Raw genomic sequence first — 22041 nt, forward strand, 5'->3', positions numbered from 1 at the left:
ACTGCAGAAGCAAACGCCTGAATGGTTATATTTTTTAATATAATATGAAATACTTGACATTTTAAGATATAAAGTATAAAATAATTTATATAAAAAATGTAAATGGGGTGTAACAATGGTTTTGGATGAATTGTGTATAAATAATTTTGATAATAAATTTAAGATTGAAATTACTAAAAATCTTAAAATTGCTTTAGCAGCATACAGTATGTTTATTAAAGAACAAGAAGATAAATATTTAAGAGGCCCCAAAAACTTGCCTTTACTATGTTATTTGAGAGCTCATGCTATTCAACAGCAATTTTATTTAAGTGCATTTAAACCTGATTCAAGATATTCAGCTATTACCAAAGAAACAAATAAATTCCAAAATCCAACTTTATTTTTAGAAACAAATGATTTCATCATTAATATTGGTAAGACTGGACGTCGAGGTATATTATTACCGAAGGCTAATTATAAAACTGAACTTGCTAAAAAAAATTCATCTTCAAATATACAATTAGAATTTAATTTTTTTTCAGAAAAAAACACAATTACAGAGGATCATAAAAAATACGCTGTTATTGCCTATGGATATAATACTGTTACAGGAATAACCCATTTGGATTTGCTGATACCTGATAGCCAATATCGGGGCTTAATTATGCCAATTATTGATTTAAAGATACCTGAATTTATAGATTTGTCTCAAAATAAAGAAGAATATGAGCCACAAATTGCATCTTTAAAGACTCATTTAGAGGAGACAATAAACAAATAGGGGTTTGATGAAAATGGAAAAAAGACTAATACCATATAGAATACGCCAGGCGAGAGTTTCTCGTAATATGTCAATAGCCGAGTTGGCAGAATTAATTGAAGTTAGCAAGCAGGCCGTTTCGCAATACGAAACAGGAAAGACTATACCCAGTATGTTTGTTCTAAATAATATTTCCAGGATATTAAAGTATCCAAACAGTTTTTTTTATAAGCCAGTCCTAGCCACAGAAAATGCAAATAGTATTGTTTTTTTTAGAAGCAATAAAACAGCAAGGGTAAAAAGTAAAAATGCCGCAAAGGAAAAAATGGAGGTATTCCACGAGATTACTCATTATCTTGAACAATATATAAATTTCCCTGTGCTAAACCTGCCCAAAATTTGCTATGATGATAATGGAATAGATCCTATAGATAATGATACAATCGAAGGGTATGCGATGACACTTAGAGAGGCGTGGAACTTAGGCGATGGACCTATAAATAACCTAACAGCAGAGGTTCAAAAAAATGGTATTTTTGTTTCAAAAATTCGTTTGAGACTTCAAAAAATTGATGCCTTTTCTGTTTGGTATGGAAATAAGCCGTATATATTCCTTAATGGCGATAAAAATACGAATGCTAGAGTCAGATTCGATATTGCTCACGAATTAGGACATATGTTGATGCATGCTGATTTCTATACCAATGAGGATTTCGAATCTTCTGCAATTAGTGCAAAGATGGAGGATGAGGCTAATAGATTTGCTGCAGCACTACTTTTACCTAAAAAAACTTTTGAAAAAGATGTTTTTTCATCTTCTATTGATCATTTTATACAGTTAAAAAATAAATGGAAGTCTTCAATTGGGAGTATGATTTATAGATGTGATTCTTTAGGTACTCTGTCTGATAATCAAATAAAATATTTAAAAGATCAAATGACCAAGCGTTTGTATTGGAAAAAAGAGCCGTTAGACAATGAAATTCCTGTTGAGAAACCATTCGCACATAAACAGGCGATAAATTTATTATTAAGTGAAAATATTTTGACACCATTTCAAATTGTTGAAGAAATAGGATGCTATGGAGATGAAATTGAAGAATACTGTTTTTTAGACAAAGGGACACTTGATTTTTCTGCTATAAATACTGGAAATGTAATTTCTTTGAAACCGAAGTCATTTAGTTGATAAATCCTTCTCGCGCGAAGGGTTTTTTATTGCCATAGACAAAAAGAGCCAGATTGAAGTCTGGCTCTTTTTATATAATCATGCTAATTGACCACATTAGACCGTAGGCCCCGAAAGGGGCTTATATTTATAATTTATTGCCCAAAAATGAAATTATTCTGACTTGCATTCTGACTTGCATTTGACTTGCAAAATGATGTAAAAAGACAAAAAAGCATGCTAAACTATAATATTAATTCACTTCAAAACAAAAACAAAAAAGTGCCGAAAACCCTGTAAAATCAACGTTTTCAACACCTTTTATAAGTCATCGAGGCGACAAGATTTGAACTTGCGACCTCTACATCCCTAATGTAGCGCTCTACCAAGCTGAGCCACGCCTCGCCGACGACTTCTATATATTACAACAGGAAAAACCAAATGTCAACACTTTTTTTATTTTGTTGGGGCAATAAATTTGGCTAATTATTTTCATTTGAATGTCTACATTAATATGGTAAATATTAACGCTTTTGAGAGCCAACAGTGCTTTGAAAATTGAAAAGTAAAACTTTTGAAGCATAGAAAAGAGCCATGTGAAAAGTAAAAGATTTAGAAATCTATATAAGATTTATATTATTTAAACATAATGGAGAGAATAGAAGTGTCTTTATACAATCTTAATACCGCAAAGAATATTTTAATTCCTTTTTAACTGTGTATGGAGTATGCTGAAAAATGAATTAATTGCAGATTTTTAGAATGGAAATGCATTCTAATTATGGTATATTTATGAGGATAAATTGAAGTATTCATGCAGATTGTTTTGAGGGGGCGTTTGAAATAAAAGATAAACTTATGAAGCATTTTACTGATATCTCGCCGATGAAGATAATTCTTTTTGGATATTGCTTTATTATTTTAATGGGAGCATTATTACTTATAATGCCATTTGCAAGTCAGGATGGAAAATCTACGGAGTTTTTGACGGCGATTTTTACGGCGACGTCTGCAACGTGTGTAACGGGGTTGGTTGTGGTAAATACATATACCCATTGGTCCTTTTTTGGACAGCTGATTATTCTTTGTTTAATTCAAATTGGCGGAATCGGGTTTATGACATTTTGCATTGCTGCGATTTCACTAACGAAGAAAAAAATTGGATATATTTCCCGCTCACTAATGCAGAATTCCATTTCTGCACCTCAGCTTGGAGGAATTGTGCGGATGACCAAATTTATAATATATGGAACTCTTTTAGTAGAAGGAAGTGGGGCACTGTTTCTTTCAAATTTTTACATTCCCCGTTATGGCTTAAGCAAAGGGATTTGGTATTCTATATTTCATAGCATTTCTGCCTTTTGTAATGCCGGTTTTGATTTAATGGGTGAAAAAACCCATTTTATTTCTTTTACAGGGCATGTAGGAAATGTATATGTTAATGTAATACTAATGATTCTAATCATTGTGGGCGGCCTTGGTTTTTTTGTGTGGCAAGATTTATTAGTAAGCAAGTTGCATTTTTCTAGAATGCATTTGCATACGAAGCTGGTTATTTTTCTAAGTGGTATTTTGGTTATTGGTGGAGCAGCACTTTTTTATACCAGTGAAAAAGGTGGAGCTGAATTTCAATTGCTAAATTATTCGGAACGGATTATGGCATCATTCTTTCAATCTGTTAGTGCAAGAACAGCAGGATTTAACACGATTGATATAGGTTCCATGACACAAACAGGTCAGTTTTTAATGATATGTCTTATGTTTATTGGTGGTTCACCAGGCTCAACAGCTGGTGGTATAAAAACAACAACTTTTGCTGTGCTTACGCTGAGTGTGCTTAGCACCTTCTGGCATAGAAAATCCATTGAAGTTTTTGGGCGCAGAATGGAAGATGGCATTACCCGATTGGCATCTTGTGTTTTTATGATTTATCTTTTTTTGGTTTGTTTTGCCGCTATGACCATTTCTCATATAGAAGGGCTTCCACTGCTTTCTACTTTATTTGAGAGTGTCTCGGCAATTGCAACTGTTGGTTTAACAACAGGGATAACACCCAGTTTGGGAAATACATCTTTGGTTTTATTAATTGTTTTAATGATAATTGGCAGAGCGGGTTCGCTGACGATGCTATTGGCTTTTTCATCCAGAAAAAATCCTGCGGTATCTACACTTCCGCTGGAAAAAATTCAAATAGGTTGATTGTTTGAAAGGAAGGCTGTAAAATGAAATCGATATTAATTGTTGGACTTGGAAGATTTGGCAGACATATGGCTCACAAACTGGTAGAGCAGGGAAACTCTGTTTTGGCTGTGGAAAAAAGCGAAGAGCGAGCAGACAATGCTATAAATATTGTACCCAATATCCAAATTGGGGACGCTGCAAATGAGGTTTTTGCCCAATCTTTAGGAGTGAGTAATTTTGACCACTGTGTGATTGCCATTGGGGATGATTTTCAAACTTCATTGGAAATTACTGTTTTATTTAAAGATTTGGGTGCAAAATTTATCTTAGCTCGCGCCAGCAGGGATGTGCATCGAAAGCTACTGCTTCGTAATGGCGCGGATCATGTGGTTTATGCAGAACGAGAGATGGCAGAACGTTTAGCTGTTAAATATGGCTCAAAAAACTTATTTGATTATATTGAGCTAACACCGGAAGCGGCAATCTATGAAATGAGAGTTCCTGAAAGTTGGTACGGCAAAACCATATTGGAAAAGTCCGTCCGAACCAGATATCACATTAGTATTTTAGCAACTAAGAAGAAGGGACAAATTATACCCCTTCCTCAACCGGAGCATGTTTTCACTCCGGATGAAACCTTGATTGTATTTGGTGGAAAATCTGCGGCGAGGGATTTATTAAAGTAAGTATCTGGGTTTCTTTTCTACCAAAAAATATAGGGATCGTATCGAATAAAGATGGAATTTATTACGAACAAAAGGAAATCAAATTTAGGAAAAGCCAGCAAAGGCAATGAATTGCGGTCTTATGGCATAGCATGTTTTAAAAAACTTACAATAGTGAGAAATATGTTACATGCTTAAGCAAAGGGTGATTTTGGGGGAACTTTCTGTACATAATGAAGAGTCAACCAGAAATGTCCTTTGAACATTTTCACTTTTAGATATACCAGGATTTCAAGCGGAAAGGGGAACCGTGCTTGAGAAAAAACGGCAAAATAAAATGGTTGAATATTGTTTGGACTATTTTAGTATTGATAGGAACTTCCTTATTGGGAGGAGCATTCCATTCGGTGGGCTTTGAGTCCTCTAATATTATTATGATTTATATTCTGGGAGTGCTATGCACAGCAATTTTAACATCAAATCGTGTATATACTATGCTTTCGGCCATGATAAGTGTTTTAATGTTTAACTTTTTTTTTACAGAGCCCATTTTTTCCTTTACTGCTTATGACACGGGGGATACCATAACAATACTAATCATGTTTGTTGTTGCTATTTTTGCAGGCAGTCTGGCTGTAAAGATTAAGTTGCAAGCAGAACAATCCGAAGCAATGGCCTACAGAACAAAAATCCTGTTGGAAACAAATCAGCTTTTACAGCAGGCCAAGGATATGGATGGTATTTTGGAGGAAACAGCCAAGCAGCTAGTTAAATTAATGGATCGAACGGTTATCTGCTACAGAAAAGAAAATGGTAATCAATTATCAAAAGGAAATTTATTTCAGGGAACGAATGAAACAAATGGTATGGCATATCTTACTGAAAATGAGATGGACGTGGCTATCTGGACATTTTATCATAACCAACAGGCCGGTGCAGGGACGCCCCATTTTGGTGAAGCCCTTTGCAGATATCTTGCCATAAGAAGCAAAGGAATGGTTTTTGGGGTATACGGAATAGCCATTCAAGGAAAGCCATTTGACACTTTTGAAACGAATTTGATGCTGTCCATTATAGGGGAGTGCGCCTTGGCTTTAGACAAGGAACTAATCAGCCGACAGAGAGAAGATGCGGCAGCTCAGGCAAAAAACGAGAAGTTGCGGACCAACCTTCTAAGAGGAATTTCTCATGACCTTAGAACTCCATTAACCAGTATTTCGGGAAATGCGGCGGTGCTTTTAAATAATGGAGATACCATTGATGAAAAGCGTAGAAAAAATCTATATCTGGATATTTATGATGATTCTATGTGGCTAATAAATTTGGTAGAAAACCTACTTTCAGTGACGCGAATTGAAAATGGAACCATGAAGCTGTATTTACAGGCAGAGCTGATGGAAGAGGTGATTACCGAGGCAATGCGTCATATTGACCGTAAAAAGGCAGAGCATATGATTATCGTGGAAGATAGCGACGAGATGCTCTTAGCAAAAATGGATGCTAGATTGATTATGCAGGTGGTAATAAACCTAGTTAATAATGCAATCAAGTACACAAGGCCGGGTTCAGAAATTAAAATCAGCATGAAGCGAGAGGGAGAGCAAATTCAGGTTTCCGTAGCGGATAACGGGGATGGGATTCCCGATCATCTAAAGAAAAAGCTTTTTGAGCTGTTTTATACTGCGGGGTATACGATTTCAGACAGAGGAAGAGGTTTGGGTTTAGGATTGCCTCTTTGTAAAAGTATCATTTTAGCCCATGGAGGGACAATTACCATAACAGATAATATTCCTCATGGGGCGGTTTTTACCTTCACATTACAGGCAGAGGAGGTACCTACACATGAATAAGCCTTTTATTTTAATTGTTGAGGATGACAGCGCAGTGCGCAACCTGATTTCAACGACGATGGAAACTCAAGATTATAAGTATCATACTGCGGCTTCAGGAAGCGAAGCTTTAATCGAAGCTGTTTCTCAGAATCCGGATGTGGTTTTATTAGACTTGGGTCTGCCGGATATGGAAGGTGTAGAAATTATTAAGAAGATTCGCTCATGGTCTAATATGCCTATTATTGTAATCAGTGCAAGGGCTGAGGATCGAGATAAAATTGAAGCCTTGGATGCTGGGGCAGATGATTATTTGACAAAACCCTTTTCTGTGGAAGAACTATTGGCACGTTTGAGGGTGGCTTTAAGAAGGATTAGCTATACACAGCGTATGGGTAGGGAGCAAGTTGAGTTTGTCAATGGTGATTTGCGTGTGGATTATGCCTCCGGCTGCGGATATTTTGCAGGGGAAGAGTTGCACCTGACGCCTATAGAATATAAATTATTATGCCTACTTAGTAAAAATGTAGGAAAGGTTCTCACACATACCTATATTACCAAGGAAATTTGGGGGAGTACATGGGACAATGATATAGCTTCTCTAAGGGTATTTATGGCAACTTTACGAAAGAAGATTGAAGAAAACCCAGCGCAACCCCAATATATTCAAACCCATGTTGGAGTGGGATACAGGATGCTGCGTATTGAGGAATAAAAATGTACCGATAGTTTGAAGTTAGCAAGCTAAAGAAGCTGGCCGGCGACAGTCTATTTCGGTGCTTTTTTTATATAAAATGAAGAAAGAATTATTTCGTTTTTAAAATTTAAAAAAATTGAAATATATTAAAATAAAGTGTAAGAAAGTTGACAGAAATTCCTAATAGAATAAAAATAAAAGATGTGTATACTTAAGAGTATAAGTAATTTATTTGCAGGGGGTATTTTAGATGAAGAAAAAAGGTTTTGCTATCGTTTGTGCAGCAGCAATGCTGGCATCTTCGGTGCCTGCATATGCGGCGGATGGCATTAAGGTTTTTGTAAATAACTATGAAGTTGTTTTTCATGGGCAGCAGCCTGTGATTTCCGACGGTTACACCTTAATTCCGGTAAGGGGAGCTTTGGAGGCTATGGGTGTTCAGGTGGTTTGGAATGAAAAAGAAAAATCAGTTTTGCTGAAGAAGGATAAGCAGGAAGCAAAGCTTGTGATTGGTAAAAAATCTTTTGAGGGGGGCACGGTTCAGTTAGAAACACCTGCACAGATTATTGGCGGATCAACAATGATTCCTTTAAGAGCAGTTGCAGAATATTTTAATGGACAAGTGGCTTGGGATGGTAAGAGTAAAGCCGTTTCGATAACTATTGATAAGAAAGAAGATGCATATTCTGCTGTTACATATAAAAAGGATTTAAAAGGGGAAGACGGCACAGTTTTAATTACAGGTACGGTGAAATATCCTCAGCTTAATACCGAAACATTAGGTGTAGAGGCAAGAGCAATTAATGATAAAATTGCATCTTGGGCAAAAGGATGCTTGGAATCCTATTTATCTGAAAACAAAGAGTTAGTTAAAAAGGAAGCAGGAGATCTAGGCAGTGATTTTAGAACCCATGATTTTGTCATTGATTTCGAAACACCTTATTATAAAGATAATCTTTTTTCTTTTTATACCAATCAATATACCTACACAGGTGGTGCCCACGGTAATTCCTATGCGAAGGGTTTTACCTATGATTTAAAAGCTGGAATTGAAAAATCTATATCAGATTTTGTAGCATTAAAAGATACAAATGCTGAGAAACTATTTTTGAAGAATATTATAAAAGACGATATCAAACAAAATCCTTCTAAATACTTCGATGGTGCAGAAAAAATGTTGGAGGAAAGCCCGGCGGATATTGGGTTCTATTTGACAGCAGAAAATCAACTGGTGGTATTTATTAGTGAAGCAGGGGTAGTTGCTCCGTATTCTTCAGGAATTATCAGAGTTGAAAAGAAACTGTCTTTGGGAAATAAATAGGTGGAACTTTAAATAGATCCATGAAAAAGTTCTACTATTTAATAGATAGTGAAATATGATAAAAAAATGATAAAAAAATGGCGCCAATCAATGAACGTAGGTTGGCGTCATTTTTATGACTTCAAAAGATGGTAAGAAAATAATGATTTTTTGCCATATGTGGTTAATATGATGAGTAAAGTTATTTTTTTACATGTGATATTGAATCAACCCTAAGTCCATGGGGTTTCTTTTCTTTGTATTTGGTTACATTTAGCATTCACGGTAGATTACCAGAATTAGGGGACTTTTGTTCTGGAAAATATTGTGATACAATAAATGTAACCATATAAACTTTAGATAAATTAACAATGGGGGGAGAAACAGTTGGAGAGACCATTACTAAAAGATGGGAATCAGTATCCTACGGATATTATTCTAGCTTCTGTACTAGGAAACAGCATGGAAGTTTATCAAGAACTGGTAAGTACTCTTTCCCAATTTCAGATTGAGCTGGATTGGCACTTTTATAATGATAGCAAATCGTGGCTGGGAAAAGCTGTTTCAAAAAAGAAAACTGTTTTTTGGCTGTCAATTTGGCAAGGGTTTTTTAAAGTGAGCTTTCACTTTACTGAGAAAACGCGATTAGGCATAGGGAGTCTGCCTATTTCAGTTGATATTAAAAGGGAAATAGAAGATGCGCCTATTAAAGGGAAGCTGGCGAGTGTTGCTATTAAAGTTTCAGAACAAGGACATCTTGAGGATATCTTAACATTAATTTCCTATAAACGAAGCTGTAAATAAATCTTGTATTTCAAAAATGATATAATAATGTTTTGGTGTATGAAACGGACACAGTATTGTTTATTAATTAAGCTACTGTGTAGTGTGTTATAATAGGAAAGAAGGGATAGGCATGAATTCTCCCCTATATATTCGAGATGTAGCATTAACTTCGCCTGTATCTGGGGAATCATATCTGTCTCAGATTCCGGCGGTACAATACTTGAAAGAAAACAAAAGGCTATCATTCACAAGTCCAATTACATTTTTTGTTGGTGAAAATGGCACGGGAAAATCCACACTGCTTGAAGCAATTGCAATTGCCTACGGATTCAATGCCGAAGGTGGCACCAAAAACTTTCAGTTTTCCACAAACAATTCCCATTCTGAACTTTATAAACATTTAACATTGCTAAAAGCTGCTTTTTCCAAGGATGGGTTTTTTCTTCGGGCGGAGAGCTTTTATAATGTAGCCAGTTATGTAGATGAGGTGAGTGCCATCGCAAGCTATGGAGGAACCTCTTTGCATGACCAATCTCACGGTGAGAGTTTTTTGGCATTGGTTCAAAATAGATTTAAAGGAAATGGAATGTATATTTTAGATGAACCGGAAGCGGCACTCTCGCCATTGAGGCTGCTTACTTTAATGGCAGAAATTGATTTTTTAGTGAAAAATAATTCTCAATTTATTATTGCCACCCATTCACCTATACTTATGACTTTTCCCGATGCAGAAATATTAGAATTTTCTAAAAATGGCATACAGTCTGTTTCCTATAAGGAGACGGAGCACTACCAGATTACAAGAAGCTTTTTAGATAATCCTGAGAAAATGTTAAAGCACCTGCTAAACCCATGATTTTATACTGGGGTTCGTGTATTAATAATGAAGAAATAGCTGTAAAAGAGTAAGGATATGAAGTGTATGGGCGAAGGTGAATGAAGCTTAATTCAGCAGATACGCTTAGAATGCAGGGGTTGTATATTGAGAGCTAATATACCTATAATAATGAAAGATTTACACCCCCTAACGCGCCCTTAATATAGGCAAACATAAACTATTCGGTTATTTAAAGTGAGGAGAAATATATGAAAATTATTGATTTGACACGCACCATTTCTAATACAATCCCTGTTTATCCCGGGACGGAAGGCCCTGATCTCTCTATTTCCAATACATATGAGAAAGATGGTTTCAAAGAAACCCTCCTGAAGATGTTTTCTCACACGGGAACCCATATGGATGCGCCCCATCATATTTTCCCTAAGGGAATTTCTTTAGATAAAAAGGATGCATCAGGATTTGTGGGGAAAGGCTGTGTCATTGATGCTACGGATGTACCCGAGGGTGGAACCATTGATATTTCTTATATTGAACGGAACAAAGAACGGGTGGAGAGGGCTGAATTTATACTTTTCCAAACAGGTTGGGAAAAATATTGGGGTCAAGATGCTTATTTTGGTGCATATCCTGTGATTTCTCAGGAAGTTGCCAGATATCTGGTGGAGCATAATAAAAAAGGCATTGGATTAGACAACATTGGTTTAGATCCCATTTCTGATACTGCTCTTACATTACATCATATTATTTTGGAAAAGGAAACTATGGTAATTATTGAAAATCTTTGCAATCTAGACTTGATAGGCCAAGATGATTTTTTTCTGGTGGCACTTCCTTTGAAATTTGAAAACTCTGATGGTGCTCCTGTTAGGGCGGTAGCAATTTTAAGATAAAAACGATGGGACATTTTAAGGAAATTAATTGTAAGATTGAAATGCAAAAAAATAATGAAGGAACCCTCATTTGTAACAGCAAGCTGTTGAAAATGAGGGTTTTTTGGTCCTAGTCACAATTTGAGTTCGTAAAAATTCATTTTAAATGGTACGAAATTGTTTATGGAAGGGTTTTCTCTCATTCAGAATTAGGGGTTTGGTTTATACTATGTTTTTCAACGCTTGTGTATATATTGTGATGAGTCATATTTATTTTAAAAATATTGACATATTATGTCGAAATTATTATAATTAACAATAATATCTCAGATAATGGCAAACTCGGTGAAAACCGAGGACGCAAAGCTGCGGGTCTAAAGCATTCTGCTATGATAGCCGGGTTACCGAAGAGGTCACAGGGGTAATAGACTGTGTGTCACTTTCGGCACGCAGTTTTTTTAATACATTTTATTTTATCTAAAGAGGGGAAGTGTAAAAGAATGAAAAAATTTTTAAAGCTTTTTTTTGCAATTACTATGGCCTTGTCGGTGTCAGTCACTCCAGTTGCTGCTAAGTCTACTGAGGGAAAGTCTAATGTTTCAACTTCACAAAAAGAAACCAAGGAAAAGGTAACCAAGGAAAAAGAAACTAAGGAAAAAGAAACCGAAAGTGCTATAAAAAAAACAAATGACTCAGCATCAAGTCAGAAAACAGAATTAAATAGCCAGACAGATAAAAAAGTTTTCAAGAATGAACTGAATGAGCAAAAGAAGGAACTACAACAAGAAAAGGCTTCTTTAAATCAACAATTAGAAGAACTTAAACTAAAATATGAAAGTTTGATTGCCTCAGGAGATACAGAAGGTGCCAAATCTGTTTTAGAAAACATAAACGCACTGAATCAGCAGATTCAAGAGGTGCAGGCGCAGATGAAAGAGACAATAAATGAGCGTTATATGCTTGTGAAAACAATGTATACGGATGAGGAGCTTGCTGAATTTACTAATGCGAAAGAACTAATTTCTAAGATGTATGCCGACGCTGAAGTTTTATCAGCTGGCAGTGTGACTATAAATAACAATCTAATTAAGTTTGATACACCTGCATATATTAAAAATGGTGTAACATTGGTACCACTCAGAGCTATATCAGAAGCACTGGGCGGAGAAGTGTCATGGGATGGAGAGACACAGACTATAGTAATAAAAAATGGTGATACAGTGGTTCAAATCACTGCAAACAGCACAACAGCAACCGTTAATGGTGAATCTGTTAAAATAAGTGCTCCACCCACTAAAAATTGTGGCAGGACATATGTCCCCCTCCGTTTCTTAGCTGAGACGTTAGGCTTTAATACGGAATGGGATAGTGAAAATGAGCAGATTGAGATTCGTGATGATATAGAAGCACCTTCGAAGGAAGAATCCACAAATGACAGTGTGGAAACAAGCCCTGAGGTGGCTTCTGTTCAGGAATAATTATAATAGGAATAGAGAACTACTAAAAAAAGTTTTCCAGAAAAAACAGCCTCCTATGTTGACATAAATATAGGAGGCTTTACTATGCTTCGTATAGCTAAAAAGTTGGGGAAAGGTTTTTAATTGGTATAAATAGAAAAGCACATATTAATAGGAATAAAAAGAAAAAGAGCCTTGGAAATGCTACGAATACAGCATTCCAAGGCATCTTATTTTTTATTCTGCTTCAATCATGGCATGGATATCTGCCGCCATTTTTTGATAATACCCTGTTTTATCTTCGGAAACCAATTTTGCTGTTTGGGATTCATAATACGCTCCACATGCTTCCAAGGCATCAAAAGTATGCGTCTTTGCAAGCAATGCAACAACCTCAGAAACCAAGACGGTTCTCTCTTTGTAGTGGGCGTAGTCGTTTTCTTCGGCATCGCTTTCCATAGCTACGATCCCATCTATCATTCCGGCATAAAACTCCAAATCCATTTCTGGGAAGTTTCTGTTGCTCTCTAAAATCATATCAAGAATAGAGTTCTGTCGAAATGAAAGAAACACTTTATCAGCAGGAATATTTTTTAGAAAACTGTAATATTCAACACAAGATACAATCAATACTTTTTGCTCCATTTTTGTTCTCTCCTTTACAATTCATCACAGAGTATGATACCTGTTTTTGAGGCAGATTTCAAGGGGTAGAGGACATGCAAAGTCAGTTATCGATTTTTTAGATAACTGAGTATAAAAAACTGCTAATAACTGGATAATTTTTCTCTGTGATATAATAATAAGTACATTATAATAGGAAGAGGAGTGTTATATATGGCACATGAGAGCGGCGGTTTTGGTACAAAGGCAATCCATGCAGGGAATATTAGAGATAAACAATACGGTTCATTAACAATGCCCATTTATCAAACTTCTACATTCTTTTTTGAAAACTGCGAGCAAGGGGGACATCGTTTTGCAGGACAAGAGAATGGCTATATTTATACCCGTTTAGGTAATCCTACCACATCGGTTTTGGAGAGCAAAGTAGCGGCTTTGGAAAATGGCGAGGCCTGTGTTGCTGCATCAAGCGGTATGGGTGCAATTTCTTCCTGTTTATGGAGTATTGCAGGTGCTGGAAAACACATTTTGGCTGATGAAACCCTTTACGGCTGTACCTTTGCTTTATTACAGCATGGAATGACCCGTTATGGGGTTGATGTTACCTTTGTGGACACTTCCAATTTGGACGTGGTAAAGGCGAATTTAAAAGAAAATACTGTGTGTATTTATTTAGAAACACCTGCAAACCCTAACTTGAAAATTGCAGATATTTCAGAGATATCAAGAATTGCCCATAGTTTTAATCCTTCTATCAAGGTTGTATGCGATAATACCTTTGCATCTCCCTATCTGCAAAGACCTTTGGAATTGGGCGCGGATGTTGTTGTTCATTCTGCGACAAAATATTTGAATGGCCATGGTGATGTCATTGCTGGCTTTGTAATTGGTAAGGCGGATTTTATGCAGGAAGTAAGAATGTTTGGTCTTAAAGATATGACTGGGGCTGTGCTTGGGCCTTTTGAGTCCTTTTTAATTCTAAGAGGTTTGAAAACCTTGGAAATTCGTATGCAAAGACATTGTGCAAGTGCCAAGGCAATAGCGGAATTTCTGGATGGACATGAAAAGGTGGAAAAAGTCTACTTCCCTGGACTTGTAAACCATCCTGGTCATGAAATTGCTAAGAAACAAATGGACGATTTTGGTGGTATGATTTCTTTTGAGGTAAAAGGTGGCAAAGAGGCGGGCATGAAATTTGTAAACAGTCTGTCGCTGGCAACCATAGCTGTTTCCTTAGGAGATGCGGAAACCTTAATCGAGCATCCCGCATCTATGACCCACTCCACCTATGGAGAGGAAGACCTGAAAGCAGCAGGCATCTCTGCCGGACTTATTCGTTTATCTGTAGGGCTAGAGAATGTCGAAGATATTATTGCTGATTTGAGCATGGGCTTGGAAAAAATTTGATAAAAAGAAGCGCGTTTCTCAATTATTTGCACAAATATATGATGTGATGTTAAATCAACAGCGGTATCTGGCGTGAAAGAACAAGCTATGAATTTATTGATGATTGCATTGTAAACGGTCATAAGAAATGGGGTATATAGAGAGAGTTATTAGGCTGTATAAAAGCCCTTTTATGAGAGAGAAAGAGATACATTTTATTTAACCTAGAACCCTTTTGTTCTAAATATGCTTTTTCAGGTTTGAGGCTACCGTTATATAACGGCGGCCTCAATTTATTTTCACAATAAAATTTAATATTTTTTTATTTGTTCTTCCAAAATTTCAACGAACTCTTTTGCCTTTTGGGAAAGGCATTCCCCTTTTCTGGAAAGCCACCCGATGCACATATCGCAAACCGGAGCGGCTAAAGGGATTGCGGAAATGCGAGGATCATAATACCCATCAGGTAAAACGCCGCTGCCTGTGGAAATTGCGGTGGTGTGGGCAATAATATTATAGGCGGTTGCTCGATCATTCACATAAATAATTTGGCTATATTCTATATTTTGACTGAGGACGGCTTCTTCTGAAAAATTCAGAGAGCTTTCTTCCTTTTTTGAGAAGATGACGAAAGGATAATCTTTTAGCTCAACGAGAGAGATTTCTTCTTTTTTGGCCAAGGGATGCTCTTTATTCATAAAAACATGAGGACGTAGACGTTTCATCTCGTGGAAAATTAGGTTTTTAGAATCAAAAAGTTTGCTCAGAAAAACTTCTGTGATATCTGAAAGAAAAATGATTCCTAAGTCACTTTTTCCATTATGTACTTCTTCAATAACCTTACCCATGGGGCATTCCTTAAAGCCATAACGGAAGAAAGGATCATTCTGCTTTTTTAGAAATTCAACAAAGGCCTTGGCACAGAAGGGGTAACGCTGGGTTGAAATATAGAGACGGTTATTGATGGGGCCATTTTTTCCAGAATAAAACAGAGAAACGTCCTTTGCTTGCTGCAAGAGAGGATGAACTTTCGCAATAAATTCTTGACCTTCTTCTGTCAAAGAAATGCCTCTGTTGCTGCGAACAAAAATGGAAATGCCCAATTCCTCCTCCAATTCTTTAATGGCGGAGGAAATTGCAGATTGGGAAACAAATAAATTTTGTGCCGCTTTATTCATAGAACCACAATGATAAATTTCCATGATATATTCCAACTGCATCAAGGTCATGACAGGATTCGCCCCTTTTTTCTTTTTATCATACCATAATACTTTATAAAAGAGTAAGTGAAGGAGTAAATTTAAAAAAATACATTATTTTCTTGACAAGATATTTTTTTGTCGTAAGCTGAAAGAAGGAGAAATTTAGGAGGGAGTAACTTATTATGAGAAATATTTCAATAGATAATAGTATTAAAGAACGTTGTCCAGAGGCGGTTTTGGGGTTATTGCAATGCAAGGTTGTGGTGAAAGAAGATGACGCCCTATTCTTGGAATTATTAAATAATAAAATTGCAGAGTTGGCTGAGGTTGAGCTTTCTCAAGCAAATAAGAGAGAAAAGATTCAATCCACAAGAAAGGCTTATAAGGCTTTGGGTAAGGATGCAAATCGTTATCGCTGTTCTGCCGAGGCAATGTGCCGTAGGATTTCCAAGGAAAGAGGACTGTATTATATTAATAATGTGGTAGATATTAATAATTATTTGTCAATAAAAACAGGTTATTCCATGGGGACGTATGATTTGGAGCAGGTGCAGGGAGATATTTTATGGGCTCGTGCTCCAGAAGGCACAGCGTATCAGGGGATTGGCAAGGATGTATTGAATATCGAGTTTTTGCCTGCATTGTTTGATGAAAGGGGGCCATTTGGTAACCCCACCAGCGACAATACTAGGGCGATGATAACAGAAAAAACTAGTGAAATTGTTATGGTTTTTTACGCCTTTGACGGAGGGGAAGAGCTTCTAGATCTTCTGAAAGAAGCTGAGACATTGTTGAAAGAATTTGCTGGCGGATGGGATTTTGAAGGTAAGCTAGTTAAATGATGGTGCGATGCTTATGAGATATAGAATCTTTTGTTAATCAGGTTATCCTGGTAGGCAGGGAAGTTATGCAAGAATAGGGGAAATCATTGCGTTTTAATACAAGTTGCGGAGATACATGTGATGCTAGATAAAATTTCATTATTTGTGAATGGAACATATTACGATTGTCATTTTGTTTGGAGAGATGAATTAGGGGCCATATCTTTCATTATCAATTTTGAATTTAGGCAAATTGCTCTCAAAAAAGCAACCCCTTTGTAAATTCAAGTTAAGGAATGATTGTTAAAAAATATTTGAGCAGATACTTGTTATGGGTGAAAAATTCAGAATGAGGAGAGTTTTTATGAAAACACTTTTATTTTTGGCAAAAGGTTTTGAAACAATGGAATTTAGCGCTTTTGTGGATATTTTGGGGTGGGCCAGAAATGATTATGGATATGATGTTCCTGTGGTAACTTGTGGTTTTCAAAAAGAAGTCATAAGTACATTCCATATACCTATATTAGTAGAAAAAACCATTGATGAAATTGACGTGAATGAGTTTGATGCTCTGGCTATTCCAGGTGGGTTTGAGGAATTTGGATTTTACGAAGAAGCTTATAATGAAAAATTTTTAAAACTCATACGGGAATTTGATGAAAAAGATAAAATAATAGCAGCAATATGCGTTGCAGCGCTTCCAGTTGGAAAAAGTGGAGTTCTCAAGGGGCGGAAGGGTACAACCTATCATCTGAATGGTGCTTATCGCCAAAAACAGTTGAGGGAGTTTGGTGTTGATGTGGTAAATGAAGCCATTGTGATTGATAAAAATGTGATTACTTCTTATTGCCCGGAAACTGCACCCGGTGTTGCGTTCAAACTCTTAGAAAAATTAACTTCAACGGAACAAATGGAGATTGTAAAAAAAGCCATGGGATTTTGACGAAACAGGAATCGAAGTTTCGTTTTTCTTGCAAGGCCAGATATACAAACACTTTTTGCTTTGAACCTTTTCACATTACCCAATAGTCATAGATATTAATTTAATTAAGTACTATGACAATCATATGAACCTCAACACCTCATAATCTTTCGTGTGGATTTTTTAAGAATTCTATGGTATGATGGCACTAGATTTTATTGAGAGAAGGTGATGGATTGAAATCCTTCGAAGCCCTTTATACAGAGTATTACGACAGGGTATATTGTTTTTTATATCGGCTATGTGCCGATGGGGACTTGGCAGAGGATATGACCCAGGAAACGTTCTTACAGGCATATACTGCCTTTCATAGGTTCCGTGGAGAGTGTGAACTTTTTACTTGGTTGGCTTCCATTGGAAAGCATGTGTATTTTAAATATTTGAAAAAAAATAAATTAGATTTGGATTCTGCCAATTTGGAATTGGTTGTGAACACATATTGTGATGGATGCGTTGATCCGGAAGAACATATGAGAAGAAAAGATGTGGAAAAGGCGGTACGGGCAATTATTGATGGTATTCCGAAAAAATATCGAGATGTTATATTGCTTCGTATTTATGCTGAATTATCTTTTTCTCAAATTGCCTTGGTTTTAAAAATCAGCGAAAATTCCGCAAAGGTTATTTATTTTAGAGCAAAAAAAATGTTGGTGGAGGTGTTAAAACATGAGTTTGAACTGTGATATTGTTAAGGATCTTGTGGCATTATACCACGACGGTGTGGCAAGCGAAGCCAGTGATTCTGCTGTAGAGGCTCATTTAAAGGAATGTAAAAGTTGTCGCAATTATTATAAACAATATGGACATGGCCAACCTGCTTCTTTAAAGTTTGATGTGAATGCCTCTGGGGATTATGGAGAATTGGCAAAGCATATGCGCATCCGTAGGCTATGGATGCTAGTTAGCGCGTTAGCATATGTAAGTGCTTCTTTATGTGCATTTATTATGCTATTTATGCGAATTAGGAGAAAATGAATAAAATTTGCAAAAATTAGAAAATTATAATAAAATGATAAAAAGTTGGAAGGATAGGCTTTATAGCCTGTCTTTTCTTTTTTTGGAAGTACACGTCGAAAATTTTTTTATTTTTTTTGTAACCTTTTTCAAGTTTTTAGGTACTAAGTATGCATAACACAAAAGAATGCGTTTCGGAGGATTGAAAAATGACTTTTAATGTGCTTGGAACGGGGATGTATGTACCCCCCAGGATTGTAACCAATGAAGATATTTCAAAATTTGTGGATACCAACGATGAATGGATTATGCAAAGAGTCGGCGTAAAGCAAAGACATATCAGCGAGGATGAAACTGCGGCGGACATGGGATGCAAGGCAGCCTTGGCAGCTTTGGAAAATAGTGGTGTTAAAAAAGAGGAAATCGATTTAATTTTAGCAGCCAGTGTGAGCGGTGAGTCAATTTCTCCTTCTGTTTCTTGCATGATTCAAAATCTTTTGGGTGTTTCCTGTATGGCTTTAGACATTAGTGCTGCTTGCTCAGCCTTTGTTTTTATGTTGGAAACTGCGGCTGGTTTTTTTGCAAGAGGACGTGCAAAAAAAGTTTTGGTGATTGGCGCGGAACGTTTAAGCCGTATTGTTGATTGGGAAGATAGAGGAACCTGTGTAATTTTTGCAGATGGTGCTGGTGCTATGGTGCTTGGTGAGGGTGATTCTTATATTGATGCTGTCTTTGATGTAAAAGGTGGTTCTGACGTAATGGATATTCCTCAGCCAATTGGTAAATCCCCATTTTATAAAGGGACTCAGAAAAAGCCTTATATTCACATGGCAGGACAGGAAACTTTTAAGTTTGCTGTAAATGCAATTTGTAACGATTGTACTGCCCTTTTAGAAAGACAAGGGCTGACCATGGACGATATAAAATACATTGTTCCCCATCAGGCGAACAAACGAATTATAGATTTTGCCAGTGTAAAGCTGAAGGTGCCAAAAGAAAAGTTCTATGTAAATATTGAACGGTTTGGAAATACCTCCTCAGCTAGCATTCCCATTGCATTGGATGAATTGAACCGTCAGGGAATGCTGAAAAAAGGTGATTTGCTTCTGCTGCCTGCTTTTGGCGGTGGTTTGGCAAGTGCCACTTGTATATTAAGATGGTAATGAACGCCTAAGGGCTTCATATAAAAACTAAAAAATAATTGTATTTAAAAGGAGATTATAATCATGGTATTCGAAAAAGTTGCAGCAATGTTGGCAGAAAAATTGGAATGTGAAGTAAGTGAAATCAAAATGGACACAAAGTTTGAAGCTTTGGGCATTGATTCTTTGGATGTTATGGAATTGCTTATGAATGTTGAAGAAGAATTCGGTACTGAAATTGAATTGGGTGAAAACAAAGTAAATGCAGTTGGCGACTTGGTTACACTTATCGAAAACAAATTGAAGTAAGAGAGGAGGAGGACAGAATGATCCTTTCACCGATCTGTTCTATGTTGGGAATTAAATACCCCATTTTTCAGGGCGGCATGGCATGGATTGCCGATGGCAAGCTTGCGGCGGCTGTTTCGAACGGCGGCGGCTTAGGCATTATCTCTGCAATGAATGCCGGAGGAGACTATCTTCGTGAGCAAATTCAAATTGCACGAAGATTAACTGATAAACCCTTTGGCGTAAATATTATGCTGATGAGCCCCCATGTGGAGGAGGTCGCAAAGATTGTTGTGGAGGAAAAGGTTCCTGTGGTAACAACGGGTGCTGGCATTCCCACAAAATTCATTCCCATGTGGAATGAGGCAGGAATTAAAGTAATTCCTGTTGCGGCATCTGTAGCGGCGGCAAAAATGATGGAAAAAGCAGGGGCGACGGCGGTCATTGCCGAAGGCGGAGAATCCGGCGGTCATATTGGTGACATGAGCACTATGCCTTTAATTCCTCAGGTTTGCGATGCTGTGAAAATTCCTGTATTGGCGGCAGGTGGCATTGGTGATGGCAGAGGAATTGCGGCGGCCTTTATGTTGGGAGCTGTTGGGGTACAAATGGGTACCAGATTCCTTTTGGCAGAGGAGTGTTCCGTTCATTCCAACTATAAGGAAATGGTTTTGAAGGCAAGCGATATTTCTACCACAACAACAGGTAGAAGATTTGGTGGAAATACCTGCCGCAGCTTGAAAAATAATTTTACACGAGAGTTTTTAAAAACAGAATATGCACCTGAGACCACGCCTGAAATGGTTGCGGAGTTGGGTGTAGGCGCTTTGAGAAAGGCGGCTGTAGAAGGCGATACCAAGGAAGGATGTTTCTTAGCGGGGCAGATTTCCGGTTTGGTGAAAAAAGAACAGCCAGCTGCAGAAATTTTGAAAGAAATTGCGACGGAAGCAGAGTTTTTGTTAAAAGGAGGCGCAAAATGGGTAAAATAGCATTTGTTTTCTCTGGTCAAGGTGCCCAGAAAGCGGGCATGGGCAAAAGCTTTTATGACGCAAAAGAAAGTATTCAAAACTTATTTGATGGGGCGGAGGAAATTCGCCCCAATACCTTGAATCAGTGTTTCTTTGGAACAGAAGAAGAACTGAAAAATACAGAAAATACGCAACCCTGCTTATATCTAACAGATTTAGCAGCGGCATTGGCATTAAAAGAAGAAGGCATTATTCCAGATGGTGTAGCTGGCTTTTCTCTAGGGGAAATACCTGCACTAGCCTTTGCGGGGGCTTACACTCCCTTAGATGGTTTTCGACTGGCCTCTTTCAGAGGAAAGGTTATGGCAAGGGAAGCGGAGAAAAATCCGGGCTCAATGCTTGCCATCATGAAGCTGGAAAACAGCAAGGTCGAGGAAATATGTAAAAGCTTTGAGCAGGTTTATCCTGTGAATTACAATGGCCCCGGGCAATTAGTGGTTGCAGGGAAAAAAGAGGAAATGGATGCCTTTTCAAAGGCAGTAAGAGAAGCCGGAGGCAGAGGGTTGCCCATTAAAGTGGGTGGCGGTTTTCATTCCCCTTTCATGAAAGAAGCGGCAAAGGATTTTGCCCAGGTTCTAACTGAATATCAGATTCAAAAGCCACAAATTCCCGTATATTCCAATTATATGGCAAAGCCATACGAGGAAGATGTGCGGGCTTGGATGTCACCCCAAATTGATCATGCTCTGCGTTGGCAGGAAAGCATAGAGCAAATGGCGGTAGATGGTTTCGATACCTTTATTGAAGTAGGCATAGGGGATACCCTTAAGAAATTAATTTCTCGTATCTTGCCAGACAGCAAGGTTTATGCTGTTTCTTCTATGGAGGAGATACAAAAGCTGAAAGAGGAGGATTTGATATGCTCAAAGGAAAAGTAGCAGTGGTGACGGGCGGTTCCAGAGGAATTGGCGCGGCTATCTGCAAATTATACGCGACAAATGGAGCAGATATTGCTTTTTTATATGCAGGAAATACCCAAAAGGCTGAGGAAACCCAAAAGGAATTGGAAGCACTTGGGGTAAAGGCTAAAGGCTATCAATGTAATGTTGCTGATGCAGAGCAGGTAGCAACAAAAGTTA

The 22041-nt window shown here is 37.3% G+C and carries 23 protein-coding genes, 1 tRNA gene and 1 riboswitch; of the genes, 21 read left to right on the forward strand and 3 right to left on the reverse strand.

Annotated elements, in window-relative coordinates; genetic code table 11:
• The first annotated feature begins 115 nt into the window (after window positions 1-115).
• Window positions 116-763, forward strand: a complete 648-nt coding sequence (locus tag RTK36_RS04675; protein WP_312044825.1) for a hypothetical protein — start codon at window positions 116-118, stop codon at window positions 761-763.
• A gap of 13 nt (window positions 764-776) precedes the next feature.
• The gene (locus RTK36_RS04680; protein ID WP_312044827.1) at window positions 777-1931 is read left to right on the forward strand and encodes a helix-turn-helix domain-containing protein; all 1155 of its coding nucleotides are present in this window, start codon (window positions 777-779) and stop codon (window positions 1929-1931) included.
• Window positions 1932-2241: 310 nt separating this feature from the next.
• Here the strand turns inward: RTK36_RS04680 and RTK36_RS04685 are convergent.
• Window positions 2242-2315, reverse strand: a tRNA-Pro gene (locus tag RTK36_RS04685).
• A 540-nt stretch (window positions 2316-2855) separates the two neighbouring features.
• Here RTK36_RS04685 and RTK36_RS04690 point away from each other — a divergent pair.
• The 9 genes from RTK36_RS04690 to RTK36_RS04730 all read left to right on the forward strand — a co-directional run bounded on the left by RTK36_RS04690 (window position 2856) and on the right by RTK36_RS04730 (window position 12556).
• On the forward strand, window positions 2856-4109 hold the full coding sequence (locus RTK36_RS04690) for a TrkH family potassium uptake protein (RefSeq protein WP_312044829.1): 1254 nt from the start codon (window positions 2856-2858) through the stop codon (window positions 4107-4109).
• A 23-nt stretch (window positions 4110-4132) separates the two neighbouring features.
• Window positions 4133-4777, forward strand: coding sequence for a potassium channel family protein (locus RTK36_RS04695; RefSeq protein ID WP_312044831.1), 645 nt, complete (start codon window positions 4133-4135; stop codon window positions 4775-4777).
• 293 nt (window positions 4778-5070) lie between these two features.
• Entirely contained in the window at window positions 5071-6606 is a 1536-nt protein-coding gene (locus RTK36_RS04700) for an ATP-binding protein (protein ID WP_312044832.1), read from the forward strand.
• Window positions 6599-7300 carry a response regulator gene (locus RTK36_RS04705; RefSeq protein WP_312044833.1) on the forward strand — a complete coding sequence of 234 codons (702 nt, stop codon included), beginning with the start codon at window positions 6599-6601 and terminating at the stop codon, window positions 7298-7300. The genes RTK36_RS04700 and RTK36_RS04705 overlap by 8 nt, the downstream gene beginning before the upstream one ends.
• A 232-nt stretch (window positions 7301-7532) precedes the next feature.
• Window positions 7533-8603, forward strand: a complete 1071-nt coding sequence (locus RTK36_RS04710; RefSeq protein WP_312044835.1) for a stalk domain-containing protein — start codon at window positions 7533-7535, stop codon at window positions 8601-8603.
• Between the two features lie 366 nt (window positions 8604-8969).
• Entirely contained in the window at window positions 8970-9386 is a 417-nt protein-coding gene (locus RTK36_RS04715) for a DUF3788 family protein (protein ID WP_312044837.1), read from the forward strand.
• A 112-nt stretch (window positions 9387-9498) separates the two neighbouring features.
• Window positions 9499-10224, forward strand: a complete 726-nt coding sequence (locus tag RTK36_RS04720) for an AAA family ATPase (RefSeq protein WP_312044839.1) — start codon at window positions 9499-9501, stop codon at window positions 10222-10224.
• Between the two features lie 230 nt (window positions 10225-10454).
• On the forward strand, window positions 10455-11099 hold the full coding sequence (locus RTK36_RS04725; RefSeq protein ID WP_312044841.1) for a cyclase family protein: 645 nt from the start codon (window positions 10455-10457) through the stop codon (window positions 11097-11099).
• Between the two features lie 304 nt (window positions 11100-11403).
• A riboswitch (cyclic di-GMP riboswitch) is annotated at window positions 11404-11487 on the forward strand.
• A gap of 91 nt (window positions 11488-11578) precedes the next feature.
• Window positions 11579-12556: a stalk domain-containing protein gene (locus RTK36_RS04730; protein WP_312044843.1), complete on the forward strand. Its 978-nt coding sequence runs from the start codon at window positions 11579-11581 to the stop codon at window positions 12554-12556.
• A 216-nt stretch (window positions 12557-12772) separates the two neighbouring features.
• On the opposite strand, the gene RTK36_RS04735 is transcribed toward RTK36_RS04730, so the two are convergent.
• Window positions 12773-13180 carry a hypothetical protein gene (locus RTK36_RS04735; RefSeq protein ID WP_312044845.1) on the reverse strand — a complete coding sequence of 136 codons (408 nt, stop codon included), beginning with the start codon at window positions 13178-13180 and terminating at the stop codon, window positions 12773-12775.
• A 192-nt stretch (window positions 13181-13372) separates the two neighbouring features.
• Here RTK36_RS04735 and megL point away from each other — a divergent pair, with 192 nt between their 5' ends.
• Complete coding sequence (gene megL / locus RTK36_RS04740) at window positions 13373-14566, forward strand: methionine gamma-lyase (RefSeq protein ID WP_312044847.1); 1194 nt, start codon at window positions 13373-13375, stop codon at window positions 14564-14566.
• A gap of 290 nt (window positions 14567-14856) precedes the next feature.
• On the opposite strand, the gene RTK36_RS04745 is transcribed toward megL, so the two are convergent.
• A complete protein-coding gene (locus tag RTK36_RS04745; protein WP_312044849.1) occupies window positions 14857-15774 on the reverse strand; it encodes a LysR family transcriptional regulator in 918 nt (305 codons plus the stop codon).
• A 155-nt stretch (window positions 15775-15929) separates the two neighbouring features.
• Between RTK36_RS04745 and RTK36_RS04750 the strand changes: the two genes are divergently transcribed.
• The 9 genes from RTK36_RS04750 to RTK36_RS04790 form a co-directional block, all read left to right on the forward strand.
• The gene (locus RTK36_RS04750; protein ID WP_312044850.1) at window positions 15930-16589 is read left to right on the forward strand and encodes a B3/B4 domain-containing protein; all 660 of its coding nucleotides are present in this window, start codon (window positions 15930-15932) and stop codon (window positions 16587-16589) included.
• A gap of 343 nt (window positions 16590-16932) precedes the next feature.
• Window positions 16933-17511: a DJ-1/PfpI family protein gene (locus tag RTK36_RS04755; protein WP_312044851.1), complete on the forward strand. Its 579-nt coding sequence runs from the start codon at window positions 16933-16935 to the stop codon at window positions 17509-17511.
• A 215-nt stretch (window positions 17512-17726) separates the two neighbouring features.
• Window positions 17727-18233 carry an RNA polymerase sigma factor gene (locus RTK36_RS04760; protein WP_312044852.1) on the forward strand — a complete coding sequence of 169 codons (507 nt, stop codon included), beginning with the start codon at window positions 17727-17729 and terminating at the stop codon, window positions 18231-18233.
• Window positions 18217-18525 carry a zf-HC2 domain-containing protein gene (locus tag RTK36_RS04765; protein WP_312044853.1) on the forward strand — a complete coding sequence of 103 codons (309 nt, stop codon included), beginning with the start codon at window positions 18217-18219 and terminating at the stop codon, window positions 18523-18525. Before RTK36_RS04760 ends, RTK36_RS04765 begins: the two co-directional genes overlap by 17 nt.
• Window positions 18526-18713: 188 nt before the next feature.
• On the forward strand, window positions 18714-19667 hold the full coding sequence (locus tag RTK36_RS04770) for a beta-ketoacyl-ACP synthase III (protein ID WP_312044854.1): 954 nt from the start codon (window positions 18714-18716) through the stop codon (window positions 19665-19667).
• A gap of 63 nt (window positions 19668-19730) precedes the next feature.
• Window positions 19731-19955 (forward strand): acyl carrier protein, encoded by a 225-nt coding sequence (locus tag RTK36_RS04775; protein WP_082754207.1) that lies wholly within the window; start codon window positions 19731-19733, stop codon window positions 19953-19955.
• Between the two features lie 20 nt (window positions 19956-19975).
• On the forward strand, window positions 19976-20923 hold the full coding sequence (locus RTK36_RS04780; RefSeq protein WP_442871335.1) for a nitronate monooxygenase: 948 nt from the start codon (window positions 19976-19978) through the stop codon (window positions 20921-20923).
• A complete protein-coding gene (locus RTK36_RS04785; protein ID WP_312044856.1) occupies window positions 20911-21840 on the forward strand; it encodes an ACP S-malonyltransferase in 930 nt (309 codons plus the stop codon). The genes RTK36_RS04780 and RTK36_RS04785 overlap by 13 nt, the downstream gene beginning before the upstream one ends.
• A partial coding sequence (locus tag RTK36_RS04790; protein ID WP_312044857.1) for an SDR family NAD(P)-dependent oxidoreductase occupies window positions 21822-22041 on the forward strand: 220 nt, incomplete at its 3' end. The genes RTK36_RS04785 and RTK36_RS04790, both read left to right, overlap by 19 nt.

Source organism: Anaerotignum sp. (genome assembly GCF_031981185.1).
Taxonomy (GTDB): Bacteria; Bacillota; Clostridia; order Lachnospirales; family Anaerotignaceae; genus Chakrabartyella.

Coding starts and splice junctions, on each gene's coding strand:
- RTK36_RS04750 (WP_312044850.1), top strand. CDS start 15,930: ATGAGAAATATTTCAATAGATAATAGTATTAAAGAACGTTGTCCAGAG.
- RTK36_RS04765 (WP_312044853.1), top strand. CDS start 18,217: ATGAGTTTGAACTGTGATATTGTTAAGGATCTTGTGGCATTATACCAC.
- RTK36_RS04745 (WP_312044849.1), bottom strand. CDS start 15,774: ATGACCTTGATGCAGTTGGAATATATCATGGAAATTTATCATTGTGGT.
- RTK36_RS04735 (WP_312044845.1), bottom strand. CDS start 13,180: ATGGAGCAAAAAGTATTGATTGTATCTTGTGTTGAATATTACAGTTTT.
- RTK36_RS04775 (WP_082754207.1), top strand. CDS start 19,731: ATGGTATTCGAAAAAGTTGCAGCAATGTTGGCAGAAAAATTGGAATGT.
- RTK36_RS04690 (WP_312044829.1), top strand. CDS start 2,856: ATGCCATTTGCAAGTCAGGATGGAAAATCTACGGAGTTTTTGACGGCG.
- RTK36_RS04770 (WP_312044854.1), top strand. CDS start 18,714: ATGACTTTTAATGTGCTTGGAACGGGGATGTATGTACCCCCCAGGATT.
- RTK36_RS04755 (WP_312044851.1), top strand. CDS start 16,933: ATGAAAACACTTTTATTTTTGGCAAAAGGTTTTGAAACAATGGAATTT.
- megL (WP_312044847.1), top strand. CDS start 13,373: ATGGCACATGAGAGCGGCGGTTTTGGTACAAAGGCAATCCATGCAGGG.
- RTK36_RS04695 (WP_312044831.1), top strand. CDS start 4,133: ATGAAATCGATATTAATTGTTGGACTTGGAAGATTTGGCAGACATATG.
- RTK36_RS04675 (WP_312044825.1), top strand. CDS start 116: ATGGTTTTGGATGAATTGTGTATAAATAATTTTGATAATAAATTTAAG.
- RTK36_RS04730 (WP_312044843.1), top strand. CDS start 11,579: ATGAAAAAATTTTTAAAGCTTTTTTTTGCAATTACTATGGCCTTGTCG.
- RTK36_RS04720 (WP_312044839.1), top strand. CDS start 9,499: ATGAATTCTCCCCTATATATTCGAGATGTAGCATTAACTTCGCCTGTA.
- RTK36_RS04785 (WP_312044856.1), top strand. CDS start 20,911: ATGGGTAAAATAGCATTTGTTTTCTCTGGTCAAGGTGCCCAGAAAGCG.
- RTK36_RS04680 (WP_312044827.1), top strand. CDS start 777: ATGGAAAAAAGACTAATACCATATAGAATACGCCAGGCGAGAGTTTCT.
- RTK36_RS04710 (WP_312044835.1), top strand. CDS start 7,533: ATGAAGAAAAAAGGTTTTGCTATCGTTTGTGCAGCAGCAATGCTGGCA.
- RTK36_RS04725 (WP_312044841.1), top strand. CDS start 10,455: ATGAAAATTATTGATTTGACACGCACCATTTCTAATACAATCCCTGTT.
- RTK36_RS04705 (WP_312044833.1), top strand. CDS start 6,599: ATGAATAAGCCTTTTATTTTAATTGTTGAGGATGACAGCGCAGTGCGC.